Annotated in this window: 22 protein-coding genes; 11 read left to right on the top strand and 11 right to left on the bottom strand. The window is 62.0% G+C overall.

The annotated features are described in order from the left end of the window. The first annotated feature begins 211 nt into the window (after positions 1–211). Positions 212–430: a hypothetical protein gene (locus CIW50_RS19430; RefSeq protein WP_149532826.1), complete on the top strand. Its 219-nt coding sequence runs from the start codon at positions 212–214 to the stop codon at positions 428–430. A gap of 130 nt (positions 431–560) precedes the next feature. Next, entirely contained in the window at positions 561–749 is a 189-nt protein-coding gene (locus tag CIW50_RS19425) for a hypothetical protein (protein ID WP_149532825.1), read from the top strand. A gap of 8 nt (positions 750–757) precedes the next feature. Here CIW50_RS19425 and CIW50_RS19420 read toward each other — a convergent pair whose 3' ends face one another. The 3 genes from CIW50_RS19420 to CIW50_RS19410 form a co-directional block, all read right to left on the bottom strand. After that, positions 758–1,732, bottom strand: coding sequence for a VOC family protein (locus CIW50_RS19420; RefSeq protein ID WP_149532824.1), 975 nt, complete (start codon positions 1,730–1,732; stop codon positions 758–760). 135 nt (positions 1,733–1,867) lie between these two features. Then, on the bottom strand, positions 1,868–3,463 hold the full coding sequence (locus CIW50_RS19415) for a hypothetical protein (protein WP_149532823.1): 1,596 nt from the start codon (positions 3,461–3,463) through the stop codon (positions 1,868–1,870). 53 nt (positions 3,464–3,516) lie between these two features. Further along, positions 3,517–4,809 carry an adenylosuccinate synthase gene (locus CIW50_RS19410; RefSeq protein WP_149532822.1) on the bottom strand — a complete coding sequence of 431 codons (1,293 nt, stop codon included), beginning with the start codon at positions 4,807–4,809 and terminating at the stop codon, positions 3,517–3,519. A 475-nt stretch (positions 4,810–5,284) separates the two neighbouring features. Between CIW50_RS19410 and CIW50_RS19405 the strand changes: the two genes are divergently transcribed. Both CIW50_RS19405 and CIW50_RS19400 read left to right on the top strand, forming a co-directional pair. Continuing rightward, complete coding sequence (locus CIW50_RS19405; RefSeq protein ID WP_149532821.1) at positions 5,285–5,806, top strand: FecR domain-containing protein; 522 nt, start codon at positions 5,285–5,287, stop codon at positions 5,804–5,806. 70 nt (positions 5,807–5,876) lie between these two features. Further along, positions 5,877–7,766, top strand: a complete 1,890-nt coding sequence (locus tag CIW50_RS19400) for a CHASE2 domain-containing protein (protein WP_349636747.1) — start codon at positions 5,877–5,879, stop codon at positions 7,764–7,766. Between the two features lie 123 nt (positions 7,767–7,889). On the opposite strand, the gene CIW50_RS19395 is transcribed toward CIW50_RS19400, so the two are convergent. Further along, positions 7,890–8,081, bottom strand: a complete 192-nt coding sequence (locus CIW50_RS19395; RefSeq protein WP_149532820.1) for a hypothetical protein — start codon at positions 8,079–8,081, stop codon at positions 7,890–7,892. 188 nt (positions 8,082–8,269) lie between these two features. Beyond that, positions 8,270–8,479 carry a cold-shock protein gene (locus CIW50_RS19390; protein ID WP_116663775.1) on the bottom strand — a complete coding sequence of 70 codons (210 nt, stop codon included), beginning with the start codon at positions 8,477–8,479 and terminating at the stop codon, positions 8,270–8,272. A gap of 221 nt (positions 8,480–8,700) precedes the next feature. Here CIW50_RS19390 and CIW50_RS19385 point away from each other — a divergent pair, with 221 nt between their 5' ends. Continuing rightward, positions 8,701–9,402 carry a class I SAM-dependent methyltransferase gene (locus CIW50_RS19385; protein ID WP_149532819.1) on the top strand — a complete coding sequence of 234 codons (702 nt, stop codon included), beginning with the start codon at positions 8,701–8,703 and terminating at the stop codon, positions 9,400–9,402. Positions 9,403–9,408: 6 nt separating this feature from the next. Here CIW50_RS19385 and CIW50_RS19380 read toward each other — a convergent pair whose 3' ends face one another. Next, complete coding sequence (locus tag CIW50_RS19380) at positions 9,409–10,320, bottom strand: PhzF family phenazine biosynthesis protein (protein WP_149532818.1); 912 nt, start codon at positions 10,318–10,320, stop codon at positions 9,409–9,411. Positions 10,321–10,588: 268 nt separating this feature from the next. Here CIW50_RS19380 and CIW50_RS19375 point away from each other — a divergent pair, with 268 nt between their 5' ends. Both CIW50_RS19375 and CIW50_RS19370 read left to right on the top strand, forming a co-directional pair. Beyond that, the gene (locus tag CIW50_RS19375) at positions 10,589–11,368 is read left to right on the top strand and encodes an alpha/beta fold hydrolase (protein WP_246664359.1); all 780 of its coding nucleotides are present in this window, start codon (positions 10,589–10,591) and stop codon (positions 11,366–11,368) included. Positions 11,369–11,476: 108 nt separating this feature from the next. Then, positions 11,477–12,724: a cupin domain-containing protein gene (locus CIW50_RS19370; RefSeq protein ID WP_149532817.1), complete on the top strand. Its 1,248-nt coding sequence runs from the start codon at positions 11,477–11,479 to the stop codon at positions 12,722–12,724. Between the two features lie 50 nt (positions 12,725–12,774). On the opposite strand, the gene CIW50_RS19365 is transcribed toward CIW50_RS19370, so the two are convergent. Further along, positions 12,775–14,334, bottom strand: coding sequence for a serine hydrolase domain-containing protein (locus tag CIW50_RS19365; protein WP_172980388.1), 1,560 nt, complete (start codon positions 14,332–14,334; stop codon positions 12,775–12,777). Positions 14,335–14,538: 204 nt separating this feature from the next. Between CIW50_RS19365 and CIW50_RS19360 the strand changes: the two genes are divergently transcribed. From CIW50_RS19360 to CIW50_RS19345, 4 genes are all read left to right on the top strand, one after another. Next, positions 14,539–15,063 (top strand): carboxymuconolactone decarboxylase family protein, encoded by a 525-nt coding sequence (locus CIW50_RS19360; RefSeq protein ID WP_149532815.1) that lies wholly within the window; start codon positions 14,539–14,541, stop codon positions 15,061–15,063. Between the two features lie 42 nt (positions 15,064–15,105). Then, the gene (gene ybaK / locus CIW50_RS19355) at positions 15,106–15,579 is read left to right on the top strand and encodes a Cys-tRNA(Pro) deacylase (protein WP_149532814.1); all 474 of its coding nucleotides are present in this window, start codon (positions 15,106–15,108) and stop codon (positions 15,577–15,579) included. A 118-nt stretch (positions 15,580–15,697) separates the two neighbouring features. Continuing rightward, positions 15,698–15,988 carry a DUF3551 domain-containing protein gene (locus tag CIW50_RS19350; protein ID WP_172980387.1) on the top strand — a complete coding sequence of 97 codons (291 nt, stop codon included), beginning with the start codon at positions 15,698–15,700 and terminating at the stop codon, positions 15,986–15,988. A gap of 129 nt (positions 15,989–16,117) precedes the next feature. After that, a complete protein-coding gene (locus CIW50_RS19345; RefSeq protein WP_149532812.1) occupies positions 16,118–17,047 on the top strand; it encodes a DMT family transporter in 930 nt (309 codons plus the stop codon). 1 nt (position 17,048) lies between these two features. Here CIW50_RS19345 and CIW50_RS19340 read toward each other — a convergent pair whose 3' ends face one another. The 4 genes from CIW50_RS19340 to CIW50_RS19325 all read right to left on the bottom strand — a co-directional run bounded on the left by CIW50_RS19340 (position 17,049) and on the right by CIW50_RS19325 (position 22,785). Then, the gene (locus tag CIW50_RS19340; RefSeq protein WP_149532811.1) at positions 17,049–17,237 is read right to left on the bottom strand and encodes a hypothetical protein; all 189 of its coding nucleotides are present in this window, start codon (positions 17,235–17,237) and stop codon (positions 17,049–17,051) included. Then, positions 17,234–18,346, bottom strand: coding sequence for a PepSY-associated TM helix domain-containing protein (locus tag CIW50_RS19335; RefSeq protein ID WP_283808853.1), 1,113 nt, complete (start codon positions 18,344–18,346; stop codon positions 17,234–17,236). The genes CIW50_RS19340 and CIW50_RS19335 overlap by 4 nt, the downstream gene beginning before the upstream one ends. A 185-nt stretch (positions 18,347–18,531) precedes the next feature. Beyond that, positions 18,532–20,787 carry a TonB-dependent siderophore receptor gene (locus CIW50_RS19330; protein WP_149532869.1) on the bottom strand — a complete coding sequence of 752 codons (2,256 nt, stop codon included), beginning with the start codon at positions 20,785–20,787 and terminating at the stop codon, positions 18,532–18,534. 288 nt (positions 20,788–21,075) lie between these two features. Continuing rightward, positions 21,076–22,785: a methyl-accepting chemotaxis protein gene (locus CIW50_RS19325; RefSeq protein ID WP_246664357.1), complete on the bottom strand. Its 1,710-nt coding sequence runs from the start codon at positions 22,783–22,785 to the stop codon at positions 21,076–21,078. Between the last annotated feature and the right edge of the window lie 256 nt (positions 22,786–23,041).

Below are 23,041 nucleotides of genomic sequence, written 5' to 3'. Positions count from 1 at the left end.
AAGATTTTTGCACTGCGTTATATTCGAATGCGCAAGTCGTACTGCGCGTGGCGGGATGTCGCGCAACACCTCATGGAAGTTCAAGGCGACCGCTTCAAAACAATGTCAGAAGCCGTCATTGACGTTTCATCGACCGGACTTAGATGCGCCCCATTGCGCCAGCACGGTCCGCGCAGTTTGAGACTACCGTCTGATACTATGGAGTTGCATCATGTCGACCACCCCGTCACCGAAGTTCGACCCGACATATGTGGCCACACTGCGCCAGGTGCTGGATATCGCCGTGGAGCAGATCGCCGTACAGCATCGCACGCCGGCGACAAAGGCCATGATGGCGGAAACGATCGTGCGTCATGCGGCAGGCGGCATCACCGACGCTCATGCGCTGGTCTCGCACGCCGTGAGTGCAGGCGCGAACGGCGCGCCATAGCGCTGCGCAATCTTGCGCAACGCGAAATGATGGAACCGCCACACATATGATGGCGTCCCGCCACGTCTTCGCCCAACCGGACAGCGAAGTTTCATCGGGGCCGATATTGGGGCCGATGAAAGCGATACCGATGATTATGTCAGAAAATTATTTCAGAGACCGCGCTGACGATTGCAATCGCCTCGCCCGCGAAGAAAGCGACTTCGAAATGCGCGGCATGCTCAGCGATCTCGAACTGGATTATCGCGCCAAAGCGCTGCATGCCGCAGCGCATGGCTGGCGCGACGCGCCGCGGTATTTCGAACTGGCGGAAGCGTGAGTTTAGCTCTAGCCCTTCACCAGCCGTACCTCAGTGCCCCAGGGATCGGCGATCGCAACACCATCAGTGATCGCCTCGCCTGACAGGCCCGCCGCCGCAAGACGGCGCCTGCGGTCGGCCATCACGACATCATCGGAAACGCGGAGCGAGAACCAGGCCAACCCTGTCTCCTGCGCATTGCGCGGACCGCTGCCAGCGCTCTGCCATGTATTGATGCCGATGTGATGGTGGTAACGACCTGACGACAGGAAGGCGACGCCGGCGCGGTTGAGCCGTGTCGGCTCCATGCCGATAAGGCCTTCGTAGAATGTTCGGCCGCGCGCGACGTCACCGACGCGCAGATGCATGTGCCCGATGCGCAGTGCCTTCGGTGCAGCGTGATACTGATCGCGCGTGATATCGGTGAGCGCCACGATATTGTCGATGTCGAGCTGATCGGTGCCCATGGTGACCGTATCGCCGGTCCATTTCCAGGCCGACTGCGGCCGGTCCGAATAGACCTCGATACCGTTGCCCTCGGGATCGGTCAGATAAGACGCTTCGCTGACATGGTGATCGGCAAAGCCATCGAATGGTGTGCGCGCCAGCGCGGCATGGACCAGCCAACGTGCGAAATCCGCACGGCTCGGCATCAGGAACGCGGTGTGAAACAGTCCGGCCGTGGTCTGCGCCTCGAGCGGCGCATCGGGCCGGTGGATCAGATGCAGCAGCGCGACACCGTCGACGCCGAGCACGACCTCGGTCTTGTCCGCGTTGATGGTGTCGAGCTTCAGCAGGTCTGTGTAATAGCTACGCATCTTGCCGAGATCGCGGACGCGAAGTGCCGCGGCACCGATCCGCATCGGCGTCTGCTGCGCGAAGGGGAGCGGCGCCTGCATCATGATGCCGGAATCGACACCGCCCTCGGCACGCACCGCGCCCGTCAGCGCAGTTTGGCTGGCAGCAAAGGCAGCGAGCTTCATCACCTGTCGGCGCGTGGTCATGCGGGGGGCCATCCGAGAAGACTGATCATCGTGGATAGAAATGCCGGGAAAACCGGTCAAGTCACATCGGCGTGGGAGTTTTTCTCGTCATTCTGGAGCGTAGCTCGCGCGAACCCGGAATGACGGGCCTCGTCTTTACTCGCCCCAGGCCGCAAATGCGTCGTTGAAGGCGCGCTCGCCGGGCGAGCCCTTCTCAATCGCGATGATGGCGCGGCGCTGATTGGTATAGACCAGCGGGATATCGAACCACGACCGCTCCTTCAGGAGCTGCAGGTTGCGGGTGCGATCGCTTTCGACATTGCTGAGGCCGACCAGGAAGAAGCCGTCGGTGACCTTGACCGCGAGGCCGGCCAGCGGCGTGCCGCGCGCCTGCTCGTTCGACTTCATCAGCACGCCCGGCACGTTGGCGACGCCGCCGCCGGCGAAATCGGGCGGCAGCACGAAAGTGAGTTCGGCCGTGTGGCTGGCAGGCAGCGACGTGTCGGTGTTGCGGCGGAAGGACATGGTCATCTTGAACTTGCGTTCGGGAATCTCGATGTCCGCGCGCACGGCAATATCACCGGGCTTTCCGCCCGAGGCCTTGATCTGCTCGGTGCGCCAGACCACCGTGCCGACATATTGCCGGCCCTTCGGCTCCGCCGGATCTTCGTCATACAGAACGACGCGCTGCGCGACCGGCGCGATCTGATCCGACGACGACGGCTGACCGACACGATCGGCGATCTTCGGCCGCGGCGCCAGCGGCGCATCCTTGTTGTCGGTGACGGCGGGCGCCGAACCGCTGCCGAGGCCACGCACCATCTTGTTGATCGTCGGCCAGCCCAGGATCACGGCGCCGATCAGGATCATCACGACGCCGATGAGAAGCGCGGTCTTGAACGGGAAACCGCCGCTGACGCGTTTCGGCTTCGGAGGCTTGGGCGGCTTCGCCTTCTTGCCCTTGGTATCCTTGATGCGCGACGGCGGCATCTGCGGCTCATCGCCGGCCTGATCGTCGTAAGCTGTCTCGTCGTAGCCGAAAGCCTCGCTACGCGCTTCCATGCTGGGTTCGAGACGATCGAATTCCGGCGTCGGCGACGGCACGTTTGCGTAGGTCTTGCGGGCCGCGCGATTGGCCTGGGCTGCGGCTCGGCCGAGATCGTCGACGTCGGCAGTGACGTCGCGGAAACCGCGCATCGCGGCATCACCCTGATCGCCGCGATCATTGCGGGCCGGCGGAGGATTGTTGTCGAAACGGCGCGGCGTGCCTGACCGTTCGCGGGTCGGCGGACCGTTCGGATCCTGCGCGCCAGCATTGGGGGACTGCTGCTTCGGAATCGGCGGCGGATCGACGCGCAAGGTGCGCGGCGGACGCGGCTCTTCCGGCCCGCGCGGAGATGGCGGTGTCGGCGTGATGGGCTGGCGGCCACGCGGCGACGGATCGACCGGTGCAGCACCCGCGCGCGGACCGGCATTGCGGAAGGCATCGCCTGCGCGAGGCTTGCCATCCGACGCGGGCCGCGAGGCATCGCGAGCCCGCTGCGCGGCCTCGGATTCGACTTTGCGGACGGCTTCCTCAAGCGAGAGGCGCTCACGGGTGATTTCGGACTCGCTGAGCGGCGGCTCGACGCTGCGCAACTGCGCGATCAAGGCGCTGCGGGCGCGTTCATAGAGCGCACGCCGCTGCTCACCGGGAGCACTGGGGTCCAGTCCGGCGATGGCGCGGGCGATCAGCGGGTAGTAATCAGCCATCTCGACTCAATGTTGCGGGTGCATCAATTTGGAGGCTATCCGGTAACAGTTCGTTAAGCCTCGAACGGGTTTTGCACCAGAATAGTATCTTCGCGTTCCGGGCTCGTGGAAAGCAAAGCAATGGGGCAGCCCACCAATTCCTCGATCCGACGCACGTATTTGATGGCCTGCGCCGGCAGATCAGCCCAGGAACGTGCGTTCGCAGTAGGCTCTTTCCAACCCTCGATGGTCTCGTAGATCGGCTCGATCCGGGCCTGGGCGCCTTCGCCGGCCGGCAGATAGTCGATTTCCTTGCCGTCGAGCTTGTAACCGACGCAGACCTCGATGGTGTCGAAGCCGTCGAGGATGTCGAGCTTGGTCAGCGCCAGGCCATTGATGCCGCAGGTGCGGACCGTCTGTCGCACCAGCACGGCATCGAACCAGCCGCAGCGACGCTTGCGCCCGGTATTGACGCCGAACTCCTTGCCGCGACGGCCGATCTCTTCGCCGATCTCGTTGAGCAGTTCGGTCGGGAACGGGCCGGCACCCACGCGCGTGGTGTAGGCCTTGCAGATGCCGAGCACATAGCCGACCGCGCCCGGGCCCACGCCCGTGCCCGTCGCCGCCTGCGCCGCCACCGTGTTGGATGAGGTCACATAGGGATAGGTGCCGTGATCGACGTCGAGCAGTGCGCCCTGCGCGCCTTCGAACAGGATTCGCTTGCCTTCGCGACGCTTGCTATCCAGCAGCCGCCATACCGCCTCGGCATAGGGCAGCAGCACCGGCGCGAATGCGGCGAGATCCTTGACGATATCGGCCGACTTGAATTCTTCGAGGCCGAGGCCCCGGCGCAGCGCATTGTGATGCGTCAGCAGACGCTCGACCTTGTGCGGCAGCGTGGCGAGATCAGCGAGATCCATCAGACGAATGGCCCGGCGACCGACCTTGTCTTCATAGGCCGGGCCAATGCCGCGCTGGGTGGTGCCGATGGCGGTGGCTTTGTTGGCATTCTCACGCAGCGCATCGAGCTCGCGGTGCAGCGGCAGAATCAGCGTGACGTTTTCGGCCACGCGCAGATTGTGCGGGCCGACATCGACGCCCTGGCCGCGGAGCTTGGCGACTTCATCGACGAAGGCCTGCGGATCGAACACCACACCATTGCCGATCACCGAGAGCTTGGACTGGCGCACAACGCCGGACGGCAGCAGCGCCAGCTTGTAGGTCTGGCCATTGATGACCAGCGTATGACCGGCATTGTGGCCGCCCTGATAGCGGGCGACGACGTCAGCCTGATCTGACAACCAGTCAACGATCTTGCCCTTACCCTCGTCGCCCCACTGGGCGCCGACGACGACAACATTGGCCATTTGGCGCTAGTCCTCTGAAAAATACACGCGTCGAAGCGTGATCAGCGCGGAAAACGGTCTGCCGTTTGCCGGATCACGCCCAGGCATCCGCCTCAACGCGGCCGATCATCTTGGTTACCCAAGGGCTTCAGGACGCTGTCTGCGATGCAAAACGGGAATAAAGGAAGCGCGGGGGGAAAACAAGCACGAACGGCCCGAAAGTGGGCCTCTCACGCCCATGCAAACCTTTGATATCCCCTGAAAATCCGGGGAGATGTGGCAGGATTGCGGCAACACCTCCCGGCGGGATTATTGAGAATGCCTCTCAATCTCACATGGTCGTGAGATGGGCCATACCGATCGAATCTGCCCTCGATGCGCCGCTGCGTCACCCTATATGGGCACCTCCAAGCGTCAATCATACCGCACGACCACAGATCTTGAACGTAATCGCGCGCCGCCCGCCTTACTGATGTGGCGTTCAGGAGTAACCAACATGACCCATTCAATCAGGCTGGCGGCGACCATGGTCGCTGCGGCGTGCCTGTATGGCAGTGCTGCATCGGCGCAGCAGGCCAGTCCGGGCTGCACATCGAGCCAGTCGGCCGGCGGACCGCAAACCCTGCATTGCGGCGGCGTGACGATCATTGCTGAAAACGGCGCGCGTTTCACGCTGCTCGATCGCGACCACAACGGCCGTGTCGACGGCGTCGACCTGCAAAACAAGGCCGTTTTCATCGAGGCATCCAAACAGAAAGCGGGTAAAACCTTCGAGGTGATGACACCGCAAGCGATCGCCGCGGTGCGTGGCACCAGATGGGCGGTGGACGCCGAGGGCAATAAGACGTCGGTCTTCGTCGAGACCGGTCGCGTCGGCGTCAGGCGCGTGACCGGCCCCGGCAGCGTGACCCTCGGCCCTGGCGAAGGCGTCGATGTCGATGCATCGGCAACACAGCTCGACATCCGGCGCTGGCCCGCGCCCCGCGTCACCGCATTGATGGCAAGGCTTGGACGTTAGCAAGGCTTGGACGTTAGCAAGGCTTGGACGCTAGCAAGGCTTGGACGTTGCCCGGCCCGGACACACGACGATGATGAAGGCCAGCACATTGCAGACGCCGCTCGCCATGATCCTGGCGGGGGTGTGGGCGGCAGCGCTGGCCTTTGGCCATAACCGCGGCGATGTCGGCTTGCTCGACCGGTTAGAGGCGACACTGACCGACCTGCGCATCCAGGTCCGTGGTGTGAAGAAGCCGCCCGATCTCGTCACCATCATCGCTATCGACGATCGGGTGGCGCGCGAACAGGGCAGCTATCCACTGCCCCGCGTCACGCTGACCAAGATCATCGAGGAGATTGCGCGCTACAAACCGAAAGTGCTCGCACTCGATCTGCTGCTGGTCGATACCGGCGCAGCGGAGAGCGACGCCGCGCTGGCGCAGGCACTCGGCAAGGCCAACACCGTCATCGCTGCGGCGGCGTTGTTCGGCGAGTCGAAACAGATGGTGGCCACCAAAGAGGCCGGACCACTCGCGGACCTGCCGGTCGCGTCAGGATTTCTGCTGCCGCTGAAGATCTTCGCCGACCAGGCCACGGTCGGGGTGGTCAATCTCAACACCGACAGCAGTGGCGTGCCACGTTCGATGCCGATGTTGATGCGCTCGGCCGATCGCGTGATGGTGTCGATGCCGCTGCGCGTCGCATCCGCCGCCTCGCGCGACGACGCCCAGATTGGCGAACATAATTTTTCCCTCGCCGGCACCCATGTCCCGACCGATGTCGGCCATTTGTTGCCGATGTCGTTCTATGGGCCGCGCGGCACGATCCGGACGATCAGCGCATCGGATGTTCTGGCGGGCAAACTCCGCCGTGCCGATGTCGAGGATCGCGTCGTCGCCATCGGCGTCACCGTGACCGGCGGCGGTGATTTTTTCTCGACGCCGTTCGATCCCGTGATGCCCGGCGTTGAAGTGGTATCCACCGCGATCACGCATCTGCTCGCCAAGGACACATTGTTGCGCAATACATCCATACGGCTGTTCGATGCCGGCTTTGCGATCGTGCTGGCGATCCTGTGCATCGCCCTGCTCGCCTGGCGACGCAATGCCATCGGCCTCATTGCGATCGTCGCAGTCGTCGCGCTGTGGGCCGGGATCAACACCATCGCCTACGGCCATGGCATCTGGATGAGCGCTGCGCTGCCGCTCGCCGCAGCCGTGCCGCCGGCAATGGCGTTCGGCGCGCTGCAGATCTGGAGTAGCCGGCGCAGCGTGCAGCGTTTCGCCGCCCGCAGCGATCTGCTGCGCCAGTTCCAGGCGCCGGGCCTGCGCGAATGGCTGATCAGGGATCCGGATTACCTGTTGCAGCCGGTGCATCAGCATGCCGCCGTCATCTTCATCGATCTGTCGCGCTTCACGGGACTCAGCGAGACGCTCAATGCAGATACGGTGCGCGAACTGTTAAAGTCCTTCCACGCAATGATCGACCAGGTGACCCTCGCCCATGGCGGCGTGGTGACAACCTTCATGGGCGACGGCGCGATGATCCTGTTCGGATTGCCTGCGGTCGCCGATGACGATGCCGCTCGTGCCGCGCGCTGCTGTATCGAACTCACGACGCGCACCGGCACATGGATCGCCGGTCTTCCGCCTGAGATCGCCACCCGGATCGGATTCAAGATCGGTGCACATTTCGGCGATATTGTCGCATCGCGTCTCGGCGGCGCGAGCTACCAGCACATCACCGCGACAGGCGATACCGTCAATGTTGCCAGTCGGCTCATGGAGGTGGCCGCGAGCCACGGAGCCAAGGTCGCCCTGAGCGACGATCTGCTGCGCGCGGCGGGCGCTGATTGTGCGGTCGTCACGACCGGCGCGCTGAGCGGCCCGACCGACGTGCAGATCCGCGGCCGCAACGGTGCGGTCAACGCCTGGCTGTGGTGCGACGGGCATGCGGCGCAGACGATGTCGCCACTCGCCTGAATACCATTGGCCATTTGCAGGTCGCCCAGAACGATATGCCGACGACAGCCGCTTCTTCGGCAAGCCGTTCGAGACCACGACGATGATTGCTGAACTGCGCGCGCTGATCGGCTAAAGCCGGCGCTATGAGGCGGGATGCTCGCCTGCAATGGCGCTATCGATGGCGTCGATCACGTTCTGCATCTCGACGAACTTGTTTCGGGCCCGTTCGGCATTGTCGCGATTGAAGGGCGCAGCCAGCACTTTCGCATGAGCATCGCGTTCCTCGATCATGCGCATACGCGCCGCCTTGAGCGTATCCAGACGTTCACTCATCTTGATCGGTCCTCATATCGGACGCCAAATCGCGCGCATGATCATACTTATAGCATGAAGCCCGCCGGTGATGATCACCGGCGGGCTTCAGTCATTCCAAATCTATGAGACGATGCAGAACTTGCCGGTCGAGAAATCCCAGTACATCCGTGGAAATTTCAGGACCTTCAAGCTGCAGATTCGCAAGCTCAGACGGCGCGCAAATCTTCTGCGCTGGTCTTGCCGCGCATCTTGTCGACCTTGGCTTCGAAGGAAACCTTCTGGCCTTCATTGAGCGAACCCAATCCAGCGCGTTCGACTGCACTGATGTGAACGAACACATCCTGGCCGCCGTCATCAGGCTGAATGAAACCGAAACCCTTGGTTGCGTTGAACCACTTAACTGTACCGACTGCCATAACTCTTCTCCAAGATGTGCGAATGCGCGAGCCCTACGCGACATCGCGTGAGCCCGATCCGATTTCAACGATGTCTTGGGGAATAGAGCCGATTACGGCGCGGTCAACAAGCCAGAGCATATATTCGAATGACGAGAATATACGTGATACGCTTGGAATTTGCAAGGCCAATGATCAACGAGTTGATTTCACTCGTCTTTGACGCGGTGAAGGGCACGCGAATGGACACACCGAAGTCACGATCTCCGGTTCTGGCCGAACTCCGCTTCACCGAGCAACGGCGCGATTTCGATGGCCTCGACCTCGCCGAACGATTTGCGTTGATCCATCGCAGCAATCTGTGGGGCGCCGAAACCTCCCAGTCCGGCCTCGGCTCGGAGCTGGACGCGACATCAATGCTGCGCCGGGAGCTGTCGCAACTTCTGAAGCGCTTTGAGGTGAAAACACTCCTCGATCTGCCCTGCGGCGACTTCACCTGGATGGCGCAGATGGATCTTCGCGGTATCGCCTATCTCGGCACCGACATCGTGCCGGACATCATCGCCTCCAACGTCGCGCGCTACGGGCGCGCCGACCACGTCGACTTCCGCCTGCTCGATCTCGTCAGCGATCCCCTCCCCGCTGCCGATCTCGTGTTGTGCCGCGACTGCCTTGTGCATCTGTCTTTCGCCAACATCCACCGCGCCATCGCCAATCTGAAACACTCCGGCACGCGCTGGCTGCTGACCACGACATTCCCCGACGCACCGGCCAATCGCGATATCGAGGACGGCGACTGGCGCGTGCTGAACCTTCAACAGGCACCGTTCCTGTTTCCTGTGCCTGAAGCGGTGATCAACGAAGGCTGCACGGAAGCTGGTGGCGACTATGCCGACAAATCACTGGCGCTGTGGCGCATGAGCGACCTGCCGGGAGAGGCGTGATTCAGCTTACAGATCGATGCGGCCCTGCATCACCGGCACGCAACGGCCGGAAATGCGAACGCTCTCGACATGTCCATCACGCTTCCGCACCTCAACTTCGATGAGGCTGCGGCGTCCCATCTCGACGCCCTGCTCGATGGTGATATTGCAGATCGCGTCACGGCGCGGATCGAATGTAACGAGATAGGCCGCAAGCGCCGCAGAGGCGCTCCCGGTTGCCGGATCTTCAGGGACATTGTCGAGCGGCGCGAACATCCGCGCGCGCAGGTGATCGAAACTGTCGCCGGTACGGACATAGATGAAGACCGAGAAGCGATCGTCGCGAGACCGATGTTTCCGTTCGGCTTGCTCGAAGGCCGTTGTGCTTGGTCGCGCGGAGGCCAGCGCATCGAGACTGGCCAGTTCGGCCACCGCGAAAGGCAGACCGACGGACACCATGCGCGGCCCGTGCGTTGACGTGACGATGGCATCGGACGCGAGCGATATGCAGGCTGCCATCATGTCACGATCAACCTCACCCTGCATCGTGAGTGGCTGCGGCGCGACGAAGCCGGTGCCGACAATCTCGCCGCCATCGCGCAACAGATCGAGATGGACGAGGCCTGCCTTCTCCTCGAACACCATATGATCACCGACAGGCTTGCCGAACGCCGTGCCCCGACGGCCAAGCACATAAGCGGTGCCGACATTGGGATGACCGGCGAACGGAATCTCATCGGTCGGCGTGAAGATGCGAACGCGTGCAGTATGCGCGGGATCATCCGGCGGAAACACGAAGGTCGTTTCCGAGTAATTGAACTCGGTGGCGATCTTCTGCAGCAGCGTCTCGTCGATGTCGCGCGCATCGGGAACCACGGCCAGCGGATTGCCCCCGAAGCGCGTATCCGTGAACACATCCACGGTGACGTAGTCGATCATCCTGTAACCCTCACCATTCCGTTACCGCCGGGTTCGCCGGCGTAACAGTCGCGCCGGAGCTGCGTATTCGTAGCCATAAACCTAGGTATGACGGCCGCACACCACCGTCCGATTCACTGCGGCGTCGCGATCCCATAAACCAGATCGTGCCACGCCGATCATCTCCCTTCGAGCTGCGCGGCGCAAACACGTCAAGCGCAACATCCATTCTTCCCTCATCCTTCCGGCCGAGACAATCGCCGGGCAACCGAATGGTGATACAATGCTGATGAATTCCCTTTCCAAGTTCACACTGCGTGCAATGCTGACGGCGGCCATCTGCCTGCTGACGGCGCCGATGGCGGAAGCCGCAACCGCAGCGCCCGTGAAGGCGAAGAACGTGGTGCTGGTGCATGGCGCCTGGGCCGACGGGTCGAGCTGGGCTGAGGTCATCCCGCGCTTGCAGGCGGCCGGCCTTCACGTCACGGCGGTGCAAAATCCGCTGAGCTCTCTGGAAGACTCCGATGCGGCGACGCGCCGCGCATTGGCGCTGCAGGACGGCCCGACCGTGCTGGTCGCGCATTCCTGGGCCGGCACTGTGATCAGCGACGTCGGTACCGATCCAAAGGTCTCGGCGCTGGTCTATGTCGCGGCCCGTGCACCGGATGCCAATGAGGATTTCGTGGCGCTGTCCGGCAAATTCCCGACGGGCGAGGTGCGCGCCGGAATCCAGACCCATGATGGCTACACGCAACTGTCCGAAGATTCGTTCCTGAAATATTTCGCCAATGGCGTTCCGCGCAAGCAGGCTGAAGTGCTCTATGCCGTGCAGGGATCAACCGCCGCATCCATCTTTGCGGGGCGCACCACGGCGGCCGCCTGGCACGACAAGCCCTCGTTCTATGCAGTCTCGAAGCAGGACAAGACGATCAATCCCGATCTCGAACGTTTCCTCGCCAAGCGCATGAATGCGACCACGATCGAGCTCAATGCGGGCCATCTCTCGCTGGTCTCGCATCCCAAGGAAGTCGCCGACCTGATCCTCGCTGCGGCAGGCGTCAAGAAGTAGCTACGCGACGCCTTACCAATAATGCGCGTCGGGTGTCACCCGGCGCGCATCTCTCAACCTCGATCCGAAATGCAAGACGCGCAACGCGTCGCAACAGGAGGACGTCCCATGTTCTCACGGAGAGATCTCATGGCAGCAACAGCATCGGGCATCGTGATGACCGCCGCAGCGTCCGCACAGGCCGCTACATTCGGCAATCCAGATCTGCCGCCGCAGGGCGCGATCAACGCCAAGGGACCGAACAATCTGAGCGATCCTGGCCCGCAGAATCGCGTCATCGCCGGCCAGTTTCCATCCTCGCAATTGCCGCCAGCGACCGATATCGGCGGCATGGCGTTGCCCTGGGCGACGTTCAACAATGCACCGCGGCGCATCCAGAACGGCGGCTGGGCACGGCAGGTGACGCAGGCGGATTTTGCGATCTCAACCACGATCTCCGGCGTTAATATGCGGCTCACCGCGGGTGGCATCCGCGAGATGCATTGGCACCAGGCCGGCGAGTGGGCGATCATGACTTATGGCTCGTGCCGCGTGACTGTGCTCGACAATCAGGGCCGGCCTTATGTCGCCGACGTCAATGCCGGTGATCTCTGGTACTTCCCTTCCGGCGCCCCGCATTCGCTGCAGGGCCTCGGCCCCGATGGCTGCGAATTCGTGATCTGCTTCGACGACGGCCAGGCCAACGAGTTCAATACGCTGCTGCTGTCGGACTGGATCGCGCACACGCCGCCCGAAATCCTCGCCAAGAACTTCGGTGTACCGGTCGAGAGCTTCGCGAAAATCCCACTGCAGAATCTCTGGATCTTCCAGGGCACGGTGCCCGGTCCGCTCGCGGCCGATCAGGCATCGTCCTATCGCGATGCGGATGTCGCGCTCTATCCGTTCACCTATTCGCTGGGATCGTCGAAGCCGGTCAAATCCACGCGCAACGGCGAGATCCGGATTGCCGATACCAGCAACTTCACCGCTTCGGCGACGATCGCGGTGGCGCTGGTGACGGTGAAGCCCGGCGGCATGCGCGAGATGCACTGGCATCCGAATGCCGACGAGTGGCAGTATTATCTCGCGGGTCGCGCGCGGATGACCCTGTTCAATTCCGGCCCGAATGCCACCACTATCGATTTCACACCGGGCGATGTCGGCTACGTCAAACGCAACTTCGGCCACTATATCGAGAACACCGGCGACACCGACCTGCAATTCATCGAGGTGTTCCGCACGGCGCATTACGAGGAAGTGTCGCTGTCCGACTGGCTGACGCACACGCCCCCGGCCCTCGTCGCACAACATCTCAACGTCGCACCGGAAGTCATCGCCAAGTGGCCGCGCCGGGCGCCAGGCATCATGCCGGTCTGACGCCGCAAGACCGCACGGGAGGTCTCAGGATTTCCCGTGCTTTTCGGCGATCAACCGCCCGACTGTCCGTCGATCGCAACATCGACGCCTTCATAGTTCTTGCCGCGAAGACTGACCTTGTCTCCATCGAATGACAGCGTCCATTTCCGCGACAGTTCGCTCGAGCCGATATTGATGCGCTCGACTTCGAACGCATGATCATCCAGCCACCGTCCCTTCACGGCAAGCGGCCCATAGGGTGTGTCCTTTCCCTTGCGATACAATCCGTCGAGCCCGATAGGGCCGCTGATCATCTCGGGCGGCCGCGCCGAATTGCGGCTGTAGAGTTCGAAATCATAATGCGGGTTCGGGCCAACCAGTGTCAGCGTCAGCGATTTCACGCCCAGCGGATTGCGGGCGAACGCATAGATCTTGCCAGAGATCGTCGATGCGATCTCTGGCGTCGGTCCGACCTCTGACGGCTTCTCTGTCGATATGGCGCGGATGGCGCTCGCCAATAATTCTGTGCCGTCCGTGTCCGGCTGTATTGCAGTCTCGGATTTGATAGATGCCGCGATGGACGGCAGGAGAGTCGTCACGGCGCAGCCGTTTCTGCCTGTTGTCACCGCCACAAGATCCAGCGCTGGATAGACCACGATCAACTGACAATGATAGCCACTCGCCCAATAGACGTTGCTATCGGGAAGAGCCCAGAAGAAATTCGAATAACGCCATGCCGGAGCAAATGAGAGGTGCATGTCCACCGTGGCGTGGTTCACCTTGTCGATCCAGTCCCGCGGCACCAGCGGTTTACCCTCCCACTCGCCATTGCGCAGATAGAGATAGCCGAACTTCGCCATATCGCGCGGGTGCAGCGCCAGACCGTATCCGCCGGTCGAGATGCCCTGCAGATCGCGCCGCCATTTCCATGCCGTGATACCCAGCGGGCCGAACAGCCTCGCCTTGGCGTAATCCTCCGCGCTCATCCCCGTCACCTTGGTGAGGATCGCAGACAGCAGATGTGGATTGCCGCTATTGTAATTGAAGCCGTCTCCGGGCGTCGCGGCCATCTGTCGATTGAGGATGAACTCGATCCAGTTCCGGCTTCGCTCCATGTCGATCACCGACAGCGGTGGTCCTTCGCCGAGCCCTTCCTCCCACGTCAGTCCGGAGGTCATGTCCAGCAGACCTTGAAGCGTGATGGCTTTCTTTCTGTCATCGAGGTTGAGGATATTGCGCTCGCCGAAGAATGGCAGCGCCGGCTGATCGGTGCCCGTCAGCAGACCATCCTTCAAGGCGAATGACGTCAGCGTGCCGATCACGGCCTTGGTGACGGAGTTGACCACGTGAGGCATGTCCGCGCTGTACGGCGCGTAATACGCATCCAGTACGATCTTGCCGTGGCGCACGATCAGAATACTGTCCATGCTTTGGCGAGCACCGGACTCAACCAGCCTGGCGAGCGCTACGGGATCCATACCCTGCTCTTCCGGCGTGGATGTCTGCCAGCCCTGCGTCGGCCAATCGGCGGGGCGCTGCTGTTCGGCAGCGATAGCCATATTGCCAAGGGTGGCCGCACACAAACCCAGCCCAAGTACCAGCGTCAGGACAGAAAATCGTGAAGGTCTCATGACGGCCTCGGCAAGAGGTTTCATTGTCACGCGAGCACCATAGATGCAGCTATCAATTGTTCAATGACTTTCGGCGCTTCAAGAGCGAAGAACAGCCCTGCCGGCTTGTGATCTGGCAGACGCCTCCCCGCTCGGCTAGAACGACGTTGTCGTCGGAACGCTTTTCATTTGCAGAGAGCGACGGCACGGCATCAGGGAGAAAACATGGCCCGTATCGACTACAGCGATCCCGCCTCCGCCAGCGAACGCACCCGCGAAATTCTCGGCAAGAACCGCAACGCCAACATCTTTCGCATGATGGCGCATTCGCCAGCCTATCTCGAACAATATTGCCGGCTCGGCGGCGCGATCCGCAACAAGGGCGAGCTGGATCCCGTCATCCGCGAACTGGCAATCACCCGCACCGGCATTCTCTGCGAGGCGCCGTATGAAATCGCCGCGCACAAGCGCATCGGCGGCTATGTCGGCGTGTCAGACGAACAGAACGCCGCGCTGGAGGACTGGCAGACAGCTACATGCTTCGATGACACGCAGCGCGCGGCGCTGGCCTTCACCGATGAGATCGTCGCGCTGCATCGCCCGACGGACGTCACATTCAAGGCGATCGCAACCAAGCTGACACCCGGCGCGCTGGTGGAATTGCAGCTCTCGGTCGGCTTCTACATCATGACCTCGAAATTCCTCGAAAGTTTTGCTATCGACATGCAGCCCGTGTCCGAGGTCGTCTGAGTTCACCACCCTCTTGAGCGTTCCAATTCCCTTGAGTCTCACATGTCGAAAACCACCCACGCAACGCAGACGCTGAGCAAGCTCGGCGCTGCGTTCACCCTGCATACTTACGATTACGACCCGGACGCCGAGAGCATCGGCCTGCAGGCGGCGGAGGCACTCGGCATTGCGCCGCGGCGCATGCTGAAGACGCTGATGGCCGAGGTGGACGGCAAGCCAGTCTGCGTCGTCGTGCCCTCCGACAAGGAGGTCAGCATGAAGAAGCTCGCCGCGGCGTTTCGCGGCAAGAGCGCGAAGATGATGCGCCCGGCCGATGCAGAACGGATGACCGGTTATCATGTCGGCGGCATCAGCCCGTTCGGACAGAAGAAGCGCGTGCCCGTCGCCATGGAGCAGGATGCACTTTCGGAGACCACCGTCTATCTTAATGGGGGCCAGCGCGGGTTGCAGATCGAGATCGCTCCGGAGGCAGCACGGACGGCGCTGGATGCGATGGTGGCCACACTGACGGACTGATGCGCATCACCGCGGTTTGAAGCCCCGGCAGGACGCTGTGATCATGACGCGCTGTCGCAGGAGGGAACGGCGATGTAAGCTGCGCATTATCGATTTCGGACCTCAAGGGAGAATCGACATGCGCTCAGTTCTGGCAGCAACTGCACTTCTGGTCGTGATGGGCGCTACGCCCTCCATGGCCCGCGAATATCCATGGTGCTCGCGCACCTCGGCCACCGGCTTCAATCCGAGCTGCAGCTTCACATCCTATAACCAGTGCATGGCCACCGTGAGCGGCCAGCGCGGCGACTGCATGCAGAATCCGATGCTGGCCTATGGCGACCAGCGCCGCGGCAAGAGCCGCGCCATGCGCGGCCAGCCGGACGGCTGGGACAACGGCTGGAACAATAACTGGGATCGGCGCTGGTAAGGCACTGCGCTGCAGCAAGAACGGTGCATGGGGTCCATGCGCCGCAGCCATTGAACTCCGCGGTGTTTCCGTGTCTGTCAGGCAACTTGGGCAAACGTGCCTGGGTTGTTTGCTGTCAGGCCCTTGTCGATGTCGTCCTCCGCTTCCATCTCCCGCCGCAGTCCGCTGCGTTGGCTGAACGATCAACCATACATCCTGCTCTGCCTGCCCTCGCTGTTCTGGGCGGGCAATGCGATCGTTGGACGTCTTGTCGCCGGGCATTTCCCGCCCGTTACCCTGTCGGTGTTGCGCTGGACCGGCGCCTTCCTGATCATCCTGCCTTTCGCATGGCGCGATCTGCAGACCGACTGGCCGGCGATCCGCAGCAAACTCGGCGTCATGGTCGTGATGGCGATCTGCGGCATCTCCTGCTTTAACACCATGCTCTATACGGCGCTGGAGCACACCACCGCGCTGAATGCGCTGCTGCTGCAGTCCTCGACGCCGCTGTTTCTTGCGGGATGGTCACTGGTCGTACTGCGCGTGCGACTGACACTGATCCAACTCGCCGGAATTCTGGTGTCTCTGCTGGGCGTGCTCACCATCATCATGCATGGCGATCTCACCAGGCTCGCCACCATCGAACTCAATATCGGCGATGTGCTGGTGGTACTGGCGCTGGCGATCTTTGGGCTCTATTCCGCACTGGTGCAGAAACGCCCGGTAATCCAGCAGAGCTCGTTTCTGGCCTTCGTGTTCGGCTGCGGCGCGCTGTTCCTGTTGCCGCTGCTGGTCTGGGAGTTGTCGGCGCGCCCCCTGCCGGAGGCGACGTCGTTGAACTTGTTCGCGTTGTTCTACGTGATCCTGTTTCCCTCGACGCTGGCCTATCTCTGCTACAATCGCGGTGTCCAGCTGATCGGCCCGAACCGCTCGGCGCCGTTCTTCCATCTGGTGCCGGTTTTCGGCTCGGTGATGGCCATCGTGTTCGTCGGCGAGAGCCTGCATCTGTATCATGTGATCGGCTATGCGCTGGTGCTGGCCGGCATCGTTGTGGCGGCGCGGAAACCGAAGGTGGCGTAACTCACGCTTTTCGCAAATAGGCCCATGCCGCGATCGCCAGTGGCACACCAAGCGCGAACCACGAGAAATACCGACCCGGATCGCCGGCGAGCAGCGCCGACAGCAGACCTGCCAGCGATAAAACGCCGACGACGATCGGTGCACCGAACACGCGCCACCAGTTCGCTCTGTGCTGCGGCGCCTCGCTCATGACGATGGTCCAAGGGCGGCCGTGGTGCTGGCCGACAGCCGTGCGCCGCGCCTGACCTTGCTGCGCTTGATCGCCCACAGATAAAGCCCGCTGCCCAGCACGATGATGGTGAACATGGTGAGCAGCGCCCAGATGATCTTCAGCGGCATGCCGCCATAATCTCCGAAATGCAGCGGCTGCGAGACCAGCACGGCTTTCAGGTAGGTCGGCAGCTCGCTGGTATCCGACACCTCTCCGGTCTCGCCATCGAGCAGCACGGGCTTTACCAGCCGCGATGTCAGCGGCGTGTCACCGCGCAGGAACACCGCAAAATGATGCGTCGACGTGAACGGCGTACCGGGAAAGGCGACGAACGCGACATCCATGCCCGGCGTCGTCTTCATGGCATTGCCGACGACCTTGTCCAGCAACGCCAGTTGCGTCGGTGTCGGCTTGCCGGCATAGGGCGCGGCCATGGCGGCCAGCTCGTTGCGCTGCCAGATGCCGAGCATGACTTCGGCATAGGCATTGATAACGCCGGTGCCGCCGACCACCAGCGCCCAGACGAGGGTGACCACGCCAAGCAGATTGTGCCAGTCGAGCCATAAGACCCGGCGCGACTTCTGTTTGCGGATCGCCGCGAAATTCAGTCGACGCGTGAACGGCCAGTACAGCACCACGCCGGAGATGATCGCGACAATGAAGAGGAAGCCCATGACGCCCATGAACCACTTGCCGGGAAGCCCGAGATACATGTCGGTATGCAGCCGCAGCATCACCAGCATCGGGCCGGTGCCGAGTAGACCCACCGGCTTCGCCGTATAGGCATCGAATGCCTTCACCACCGTGGTCTGCGGATCGGAGGTCACCGACGTGTTGGTGAAGGTCGAGACCATGCCGGGCTCGTCCTTGTCCCAGGCCATGTAGAGCAACACGCTGCCGGGATGATCCGCGATCGCCGCGCGGCCGACGGCATCCAGGCTGAGCTTCGCCGCGCCGGGCGCATGCACGTCCATCTTCGGCGCATAGCCGAGCGCCTCGTCGATCTCGTGATGAAAGATCAACGGCAGGCCGGTGAGGCACAGCAGCAGCAGGAACACGGTCGAGACAAGGCTGGTCCATTTGTGGATCAGCGACCAGATGCGGGCAGTGCGGGCTTTCAGGGAATCGATCCTTTCCTGTCTGCTCGGCCTAACGGAAAATGCCGTCTCCGGTGAGCCGGAGACGACATTGGCCGATCATTTTGACGTGGCGACCGTGCGGCGAGCAGGACGGGCGGCGACCTATTGTCGTGCCGACTCGCTCGCCCACACCGTTACCACTTGTAGCCGATACTGCCGGTCACGCGGCGGCGATCACCATAGAAGCAGGCATTCGCGGTCGAACAGCTCGCAACGTAGATCTCGTCGGTAACGTTGTTGGCATTCACAGCAAAACGCCAGTTCTGATAGTCGTAGTGAACCGCGAGATCGCCAAGGGTCCGTGACGGCACAGCGAGTGTATTCGCAGTATCGGCAAAAGAGCCGCCGACATAGCGCACGCCGCCGCCGAAACCGAAGCCACGCAGGACGCCGTCCTGGAACGTGTAGTCAGCCCAGCCCGACGCGAGCTGGCGCGGCGTGTTGGTCGGCACCTTGCCGATCAAAGTCGGATCAGCGTTCGTACTGTTGAACAGGTTGTAGGCGGTGAATGAGCCGACGACCTTGAGGCCCGGAGCCAAGTTAGCGACGGCTTCTAGTTCGAGGCCGCGCGACGTCACCTCAGCGTTCTGCATCTGCAGGTTCGGCGGGATGCTGTTCGGATCGGTCGTCAGTACGTTCTTCCGCTTCAGGTCGAAATAAGCGAAGCCGAAGTGACCGTCGAAGCCGGCGGGCTGAAACTTGACGCCGATCTCGGCCTGTTCGCCGGTTTCGGGCAGCAGCAACTGACCGGACGAGTTGGTGCCGATGATCGGATTGTAGCTGGTGGCATACGACACGTACGGCGCGACACCGCTGTCGAAGTTGTAGATCAGGCCGGCTCGCCCCGAGAACTTGTTGTCGCTACGTCCGAGCGGCGCGGTGCCAGTAATGCGGCTAACGTCGTTGACGTCGACCCAGTCGTTACGGCCCGACAGTACCAGCGTGAAGCGGTCGAGCTTGATCTGGTCCTGGACATAGACGCCGAGCTGCTGCTGCGTCAGCTGCGTATCGCGATAAGGCGCGGCGGTCAGCGGCGGAGCACCGGTATAGACTGGATTCAGCACGTTAATCGACGGATTTCCGAATGCGAAGGCCTGGGTGTCGCTGATCGAGTAGTACTTCAAGTCGAGGCCGAACAGCGTGGTGTGGCTGAGAATGCCGGTGTTGAAGCGGTACTCGACCTGGCTGTCCATCTGCGCCTGATCGGCGATGCCGCGGGTGCCAAACGAATAGCGTGCGAAGTCACCCGTGGTCTGGTTGGCGTAGCCGTTGCCGGTGACGCCGGTGTAGTTCACGTCGACATGCGAGAAGCGTGCATTCTGGCGGAACGTGACACTGTCGGACAGCTTGCGCTCGAACTGGTAGCCGAGCATCTCCTGCTCGCGCTTGAACTTGTCGAAATTCGGCTCACCACCAAAGAAGCTGGTGGGAATACGACCGAACGGTCCGTTGGTCACCGTGCCGACATAGGGCAGGAATTGCGCTGCACGGGTCTCGTTATACGACGCCGAACCGAGAATGGTGAGCGTGGTGTCGACGTCCGGCTTCCAGGTCACCGACGGCGCGATGAAGTAGTTATTGTTCGGCGTGAAATCGGTCTGCGTGCCGCCGTTCTGCACCTGGCCGACGATACGGGTGTAGAGCTCGCCGTTGCCCGGAGCCAGCTTGATCGGCGTGTTGATATCAAAGCCGAAATAGGCGTTGCCGAAATTATCGACGCCGGTCTCGATGTAACGGATCGGCTCGGCCTGCGGCATCTTGCTGACGACGTTGACGAGGCCGCTGGGGCTCGAGCCGCCATACAGGATCGCCGAAGGACCGCGCAGAATCTCAACGCGCTCCATGTTGAATGGCTGCAGCTTCCAGCTCGCATAGGACGTGTAGAACAGCTGCATGCCGTCGAGGAACACGCTGTTATCGTCGGACTTGAAGCCGCGGATCAGGAACCAGTCGTTGCGGAAGTCGGAGCCGAAGGTACCAGCAGCAACACCCGGCACATAGCGCAGGACGTCGTCGAAGCTACGGGGCTTTTGATCGCGAATCTGCTCGGCACCAACCACCGAGATGGCCTGCGGCGTTTCGTTGATCGGCGTGTTGGTCTTGGTGCCGGTCGAGCTGCGATTGGCGACGTAACCCTGGATCGGACCGCGCGGGCTTTCGACGAACACATTGGTCTGGCGCGGAGCCACCGGGCGCGGCGCGACTGCCGTGCGGGCACGCGGCGTGCGGCTCGGTGCGGTCGTCACTCGGCGACGCTGCTGCGGCTGGTTGACGACCACGGGCGGCAAAGGCTGCGCACCCGTCTGCGTGGAACTGGACTGCGCCAGCGACATATCGAGCGTGACGACGCTGAGCGCGCAGACCGACGACAGAAGCGCGATACGCGACAAGCAAATGGTGGTGTTCAAGGCGATCCCCAAAATCCCATCCGCATCGACATATTCGATGACGGATGCCTCAATGTGATGGATTGGGGTTAGAGGGTGGCCGACGTCACGGCCAATAGAAGCGTTCCAAACAACAAGTAATCTGCAGCAGTGTGACATCACTGCCGCAGATTTTAATGGTTCTAAGTGAGCGGATATTTTCTCAGCGAGATGCAGCCAGGGCGCGACGATTATTTCTGTCCGGAAATAACTAGGACGCCTTCGCGCATGTGATTCTTTCGCGGTGGATGGTTACGCGGCGCGCACCGAGCGCAGGAAGTTCCCGACCTCATGCTTTAGTCGCGCGCTTTCGCTCGACAGTGATTGCGCTGCGGACAGAACCTGCGACGAGGCGGAGCCTGCTTCTTCGACACCGCGCTGCACGTCGGTGATGTTCGCGCTCACCTGCATCGTGCCGGCTGCGGCCTGCTGCACGTTGCGCGAGATCTCCTGCGTGGTGGCGCCCTGCTCTTCAACCGCCGATGCGATGGCGGACGCGATTTCCGACATCTGGCCGATGGTGGTCGAGATTTCCCTGATGGCCGAGACCGAATCCTCGGTCGCCTTCTGGATCCCGCTGACCTGCTGGCTGATTTCACCAGTGGCTTTCGCGGTCTGCTCGGCCAGCGCTTTCACTTCCGCGGCAACCACTGCAAAGCCGCGGCCGGCCTCGCCAGCGCGCGCGGCCTCGATGGTCGCGTTGAGCGCGAGCAGATTGGTCTGTCCCGCGATATTGTTGATCAGCTCGACGACATCGCCGATGCGTGCCGCGGCCGTCGCCAGCTCGCCGACGCGGTTGTTGGTGTTGTCAGCCTGCGCAACGGCCTCGCTGGCAATGCGCGCGGCACCCTGCACCTGCCGGCTGATCTCGTGCACCGACGACGACATCTCCTCGGTGGCGGATGCAACCGATTGCACATTGGTGGCTGCTTCTTCCGATGCCGCCGACACCGCGATCGCCAGAGCCTGCGAGCGATCCGATGTTGCCGTCAATGTGGTGGCCGAACCTTCCAGTTCCTTCGAAGCAGATGACACGGTCTCGACGATCTGACCGACAGCGCCTTCGAAATCGGCGGCGAGCTTCATCATGTCTGCCTTGCGCTGTTCGGCCGTGCGGCTCTCCGTGGCGAGCTGCTCGGCCTTCATGCGTTCGACTTCAAGGCCGTTGGCCTTGAACACGCCGAGCGCTGTCATGATCTCGCCTATTTCGTCGTGGCGCGCTGTCGCCGGAATATCGACGGACAGATCGCCCTTCGCCAAGCGGTTCATGGTCGCGATGCTTGCCTTCAACGGACGCACCACGCTGCTGCGCGCCACAACATAGCTGACAATAATGGCGAGCAGCATCACGCCGAGCGTCGCATAGATAATGGTCCAGAGCGTGTCGTTGGCGGTCTCGAGAAACTCGACCTTCTTGATGCCAACATAGAGGATACCGATCACGTTGCGGCTGGCGTCGAAGATCGGATCATAGACGGTCATATAAGGCTCGCCGAGGATCGCTACTTCACCACGGAACGCGGTCTTGCCGGTGAAGACCGCGTCATAGGCTGGCCCTTTCGCCAACTGCGTGCCGATGGCACGCGTGCCATCCGGCTTCATCACATTGGTCGAGATGCGGGTATCGTTCATGAAGATCGTGGCGGTGCCGCCGACCAGCGCCTTGATCTTGTCGACCGCTGCGAAATTGCCGTTCAGCGGCTTGCCGTCGGCAAGCAGCTTGCCATCCGCGATACTGTACTTGTCACCGCTCTCCCGCAGCACGTTCCAGGCGACGCGCATGTTGGTCTCGACCCGTTCCGTCGCGGATTTGGCGGCGCCCTGTTCGAGCACATATTTGGCGACCAACGTGATGCAGACGCCGAGAATGAGAATGCCGGAGACCGTCATCAACATGATGCGCGGGCCAAGACCGAGACCCCGGCGGCGGCCGGATTTGGGTTGGGAGTCGGACAACGACATTGCAATCTCCTGTCGGGCACCGACCCCTCGGTCGTGCGCTCAAAAGTCGAACGGCTCCAGACACACCACTGGACAACGTCGACGAGGTATCCGGCCCGCAATTCAAGAAACAAGTTCCACCATAACGATTCAGTCCTACCCGGAAGCCATTGGAAAGCCGTTAATGTTCGCCTGGCGGAAAAGGTATAATCATCTGATTTCACGTGCTTTTCGGCATCTGAATACCTGAATTACGGCTCATTCCCAGCGTCTATTC

Origin of the sequence: Tardiphaga sp. P9-11 (assembly GCF_008329525.1) — a bacterium.
GTDB lineage: Bacteria > Pseudomonadota > Alphaproteobacteria > Rhizobiales > Xanthobacteraceae > Tardiphaga.
This window is presented reverse-complemented; position numbering and strand designations above follow the sequence as displayed.

Coding starts and splice junctions, on each gene's coding strand:
- CIW50_RS19385 (WP_149532819.1), top strand. CDS start 8,701: ATGGACACACCGAAGTCACGATCTCCGGTTCTGGCCGAACTCCGCTTC.
- CIW50_RS19360 (WP_149532815.1), top strand. CDS start 14,539: ATGGCCCGTATCGACTACAGCGATCCCGCCTCCGCCAGCGAACGCACC.
- CIW50_RS19345 (WP_149532812.1), top strand. CDS start 16,118: ATGTCGTCCTCCGCTTCCATCTCCCGCCGCAGTCCGCTGCGTTGGCTG.
- CIW50_RS19365 (WP_172980388.1), bottom strand. CDS start 14,334: ATGAGACCTTCACGATTTTCTGTCCTGACGCTGGTACTTGGGCTGGGT.
- ybaK (WP_149532814.1), top strand. CDS start 15,106: ATGTCGAAAACCACCCACGCAACGCAGACGCTGAGCAAGCTCGGCGCT.
- CIW50_RS19425 (WP_149532825.1), top strand. CDS start 561: ATGATTATGTCAGAAAATTATTTCAGAGACCGCGCTGACGATTGCAAT.
- CIW50_RS19390 (WP_116663775.1), bottom strand. CDS start 8,479: ATGGCAGTCGGTACAGTTAAGTGGTTCAACGCAACCAAGGGTTTCGGT.
- CIW50_RS19325 (WP_246664357.1), bottom strand. CDS start 22,785: ATGTCGTTGTCCGACTCCCAACCCAAATCCGGCCGCCGCCGGGGTCTC.
- CIW50_RS19410 (WP_149532822.1), bottom strand. CDS start 4,809: ATGGCCAATGTTGTCGTCGTCGGCGCCCAGTGGGGCGACGAGGGTAAG.
- CIW50_RS19370 (WP_149532817.1), top strand. CDS start 11,477: ATGTTCTCACGGAGAGATCTCATGGCAGCAACAGCATCGGGCATCGTG.
- CIW50_RS19420 (WP_149532824.1), bottom strand. CDS start 1,732: ATGACCACGCGCCGACAGGTGATGAAGCTCGCTGCCTTTGCTGCCAGC.
- CIW50_RS19430 (WP_149532826.1), top strand. CDS start 212: ATGTCGACCACCCCGTCACCGAAGTTCGACCCGACATATGTGGCCACA.
- CIW50_RS19415 (WP_149532823.1), bottom strand. CDS start 3,463: ATGGCTGATTACTACCCGCTGATCGCCCGCGCCATCGCCGGACTGGAC.
- CIW50_RS19395 (WP_149532820.1), bottom strand. CDS start 8,081: ATGAGTGAACGTCTGGATACGCTCAAGGCGGCGCGTATGCGCATGATC.
- CIW50_RS19350 (WP_172980387.1), top strand. CDS start 15,698: ATGCGCTCAGTTCTGGCAGCAACTGCACTTCTGGTCGTGATGGGCGCT.
- CIW50_RS19380 (WP_149532818.1), bottom strand. CDS start 10,320: ATGATCGACTACGTCACCGTGGATGTGTTCACGGATACGCGCTTCGGG.
- CIW50_RS19400 (WP_349636747.1), top strand. CDS start 5,877: ATGATGAAGGCCAGCACATTGCAGACGCCGCTCGCCATGATCCTGGCG.
- CIW50_RS19375 (WP_246664359.1), top strand. CDS start 10,589: ATGAATTCCCTTTCCAAGTTCACACTGCGTGCAATGCTGACGGCGGCC.
- CIW50_RS19340 (WP_149532811.1), bottom strand. CDS start 17,237: ATGAGCGAGGCGCCGCAGCACAGAGCGAACTGGTGGCGCGTGTTCGGT.
- CIW50_RS19405 (WP_149532821.1), top strand. CDS start 5,285: ATGACCCATTCAATCAGGCTGGCGGCGACCATGGTCGCTGCGGCGTGC.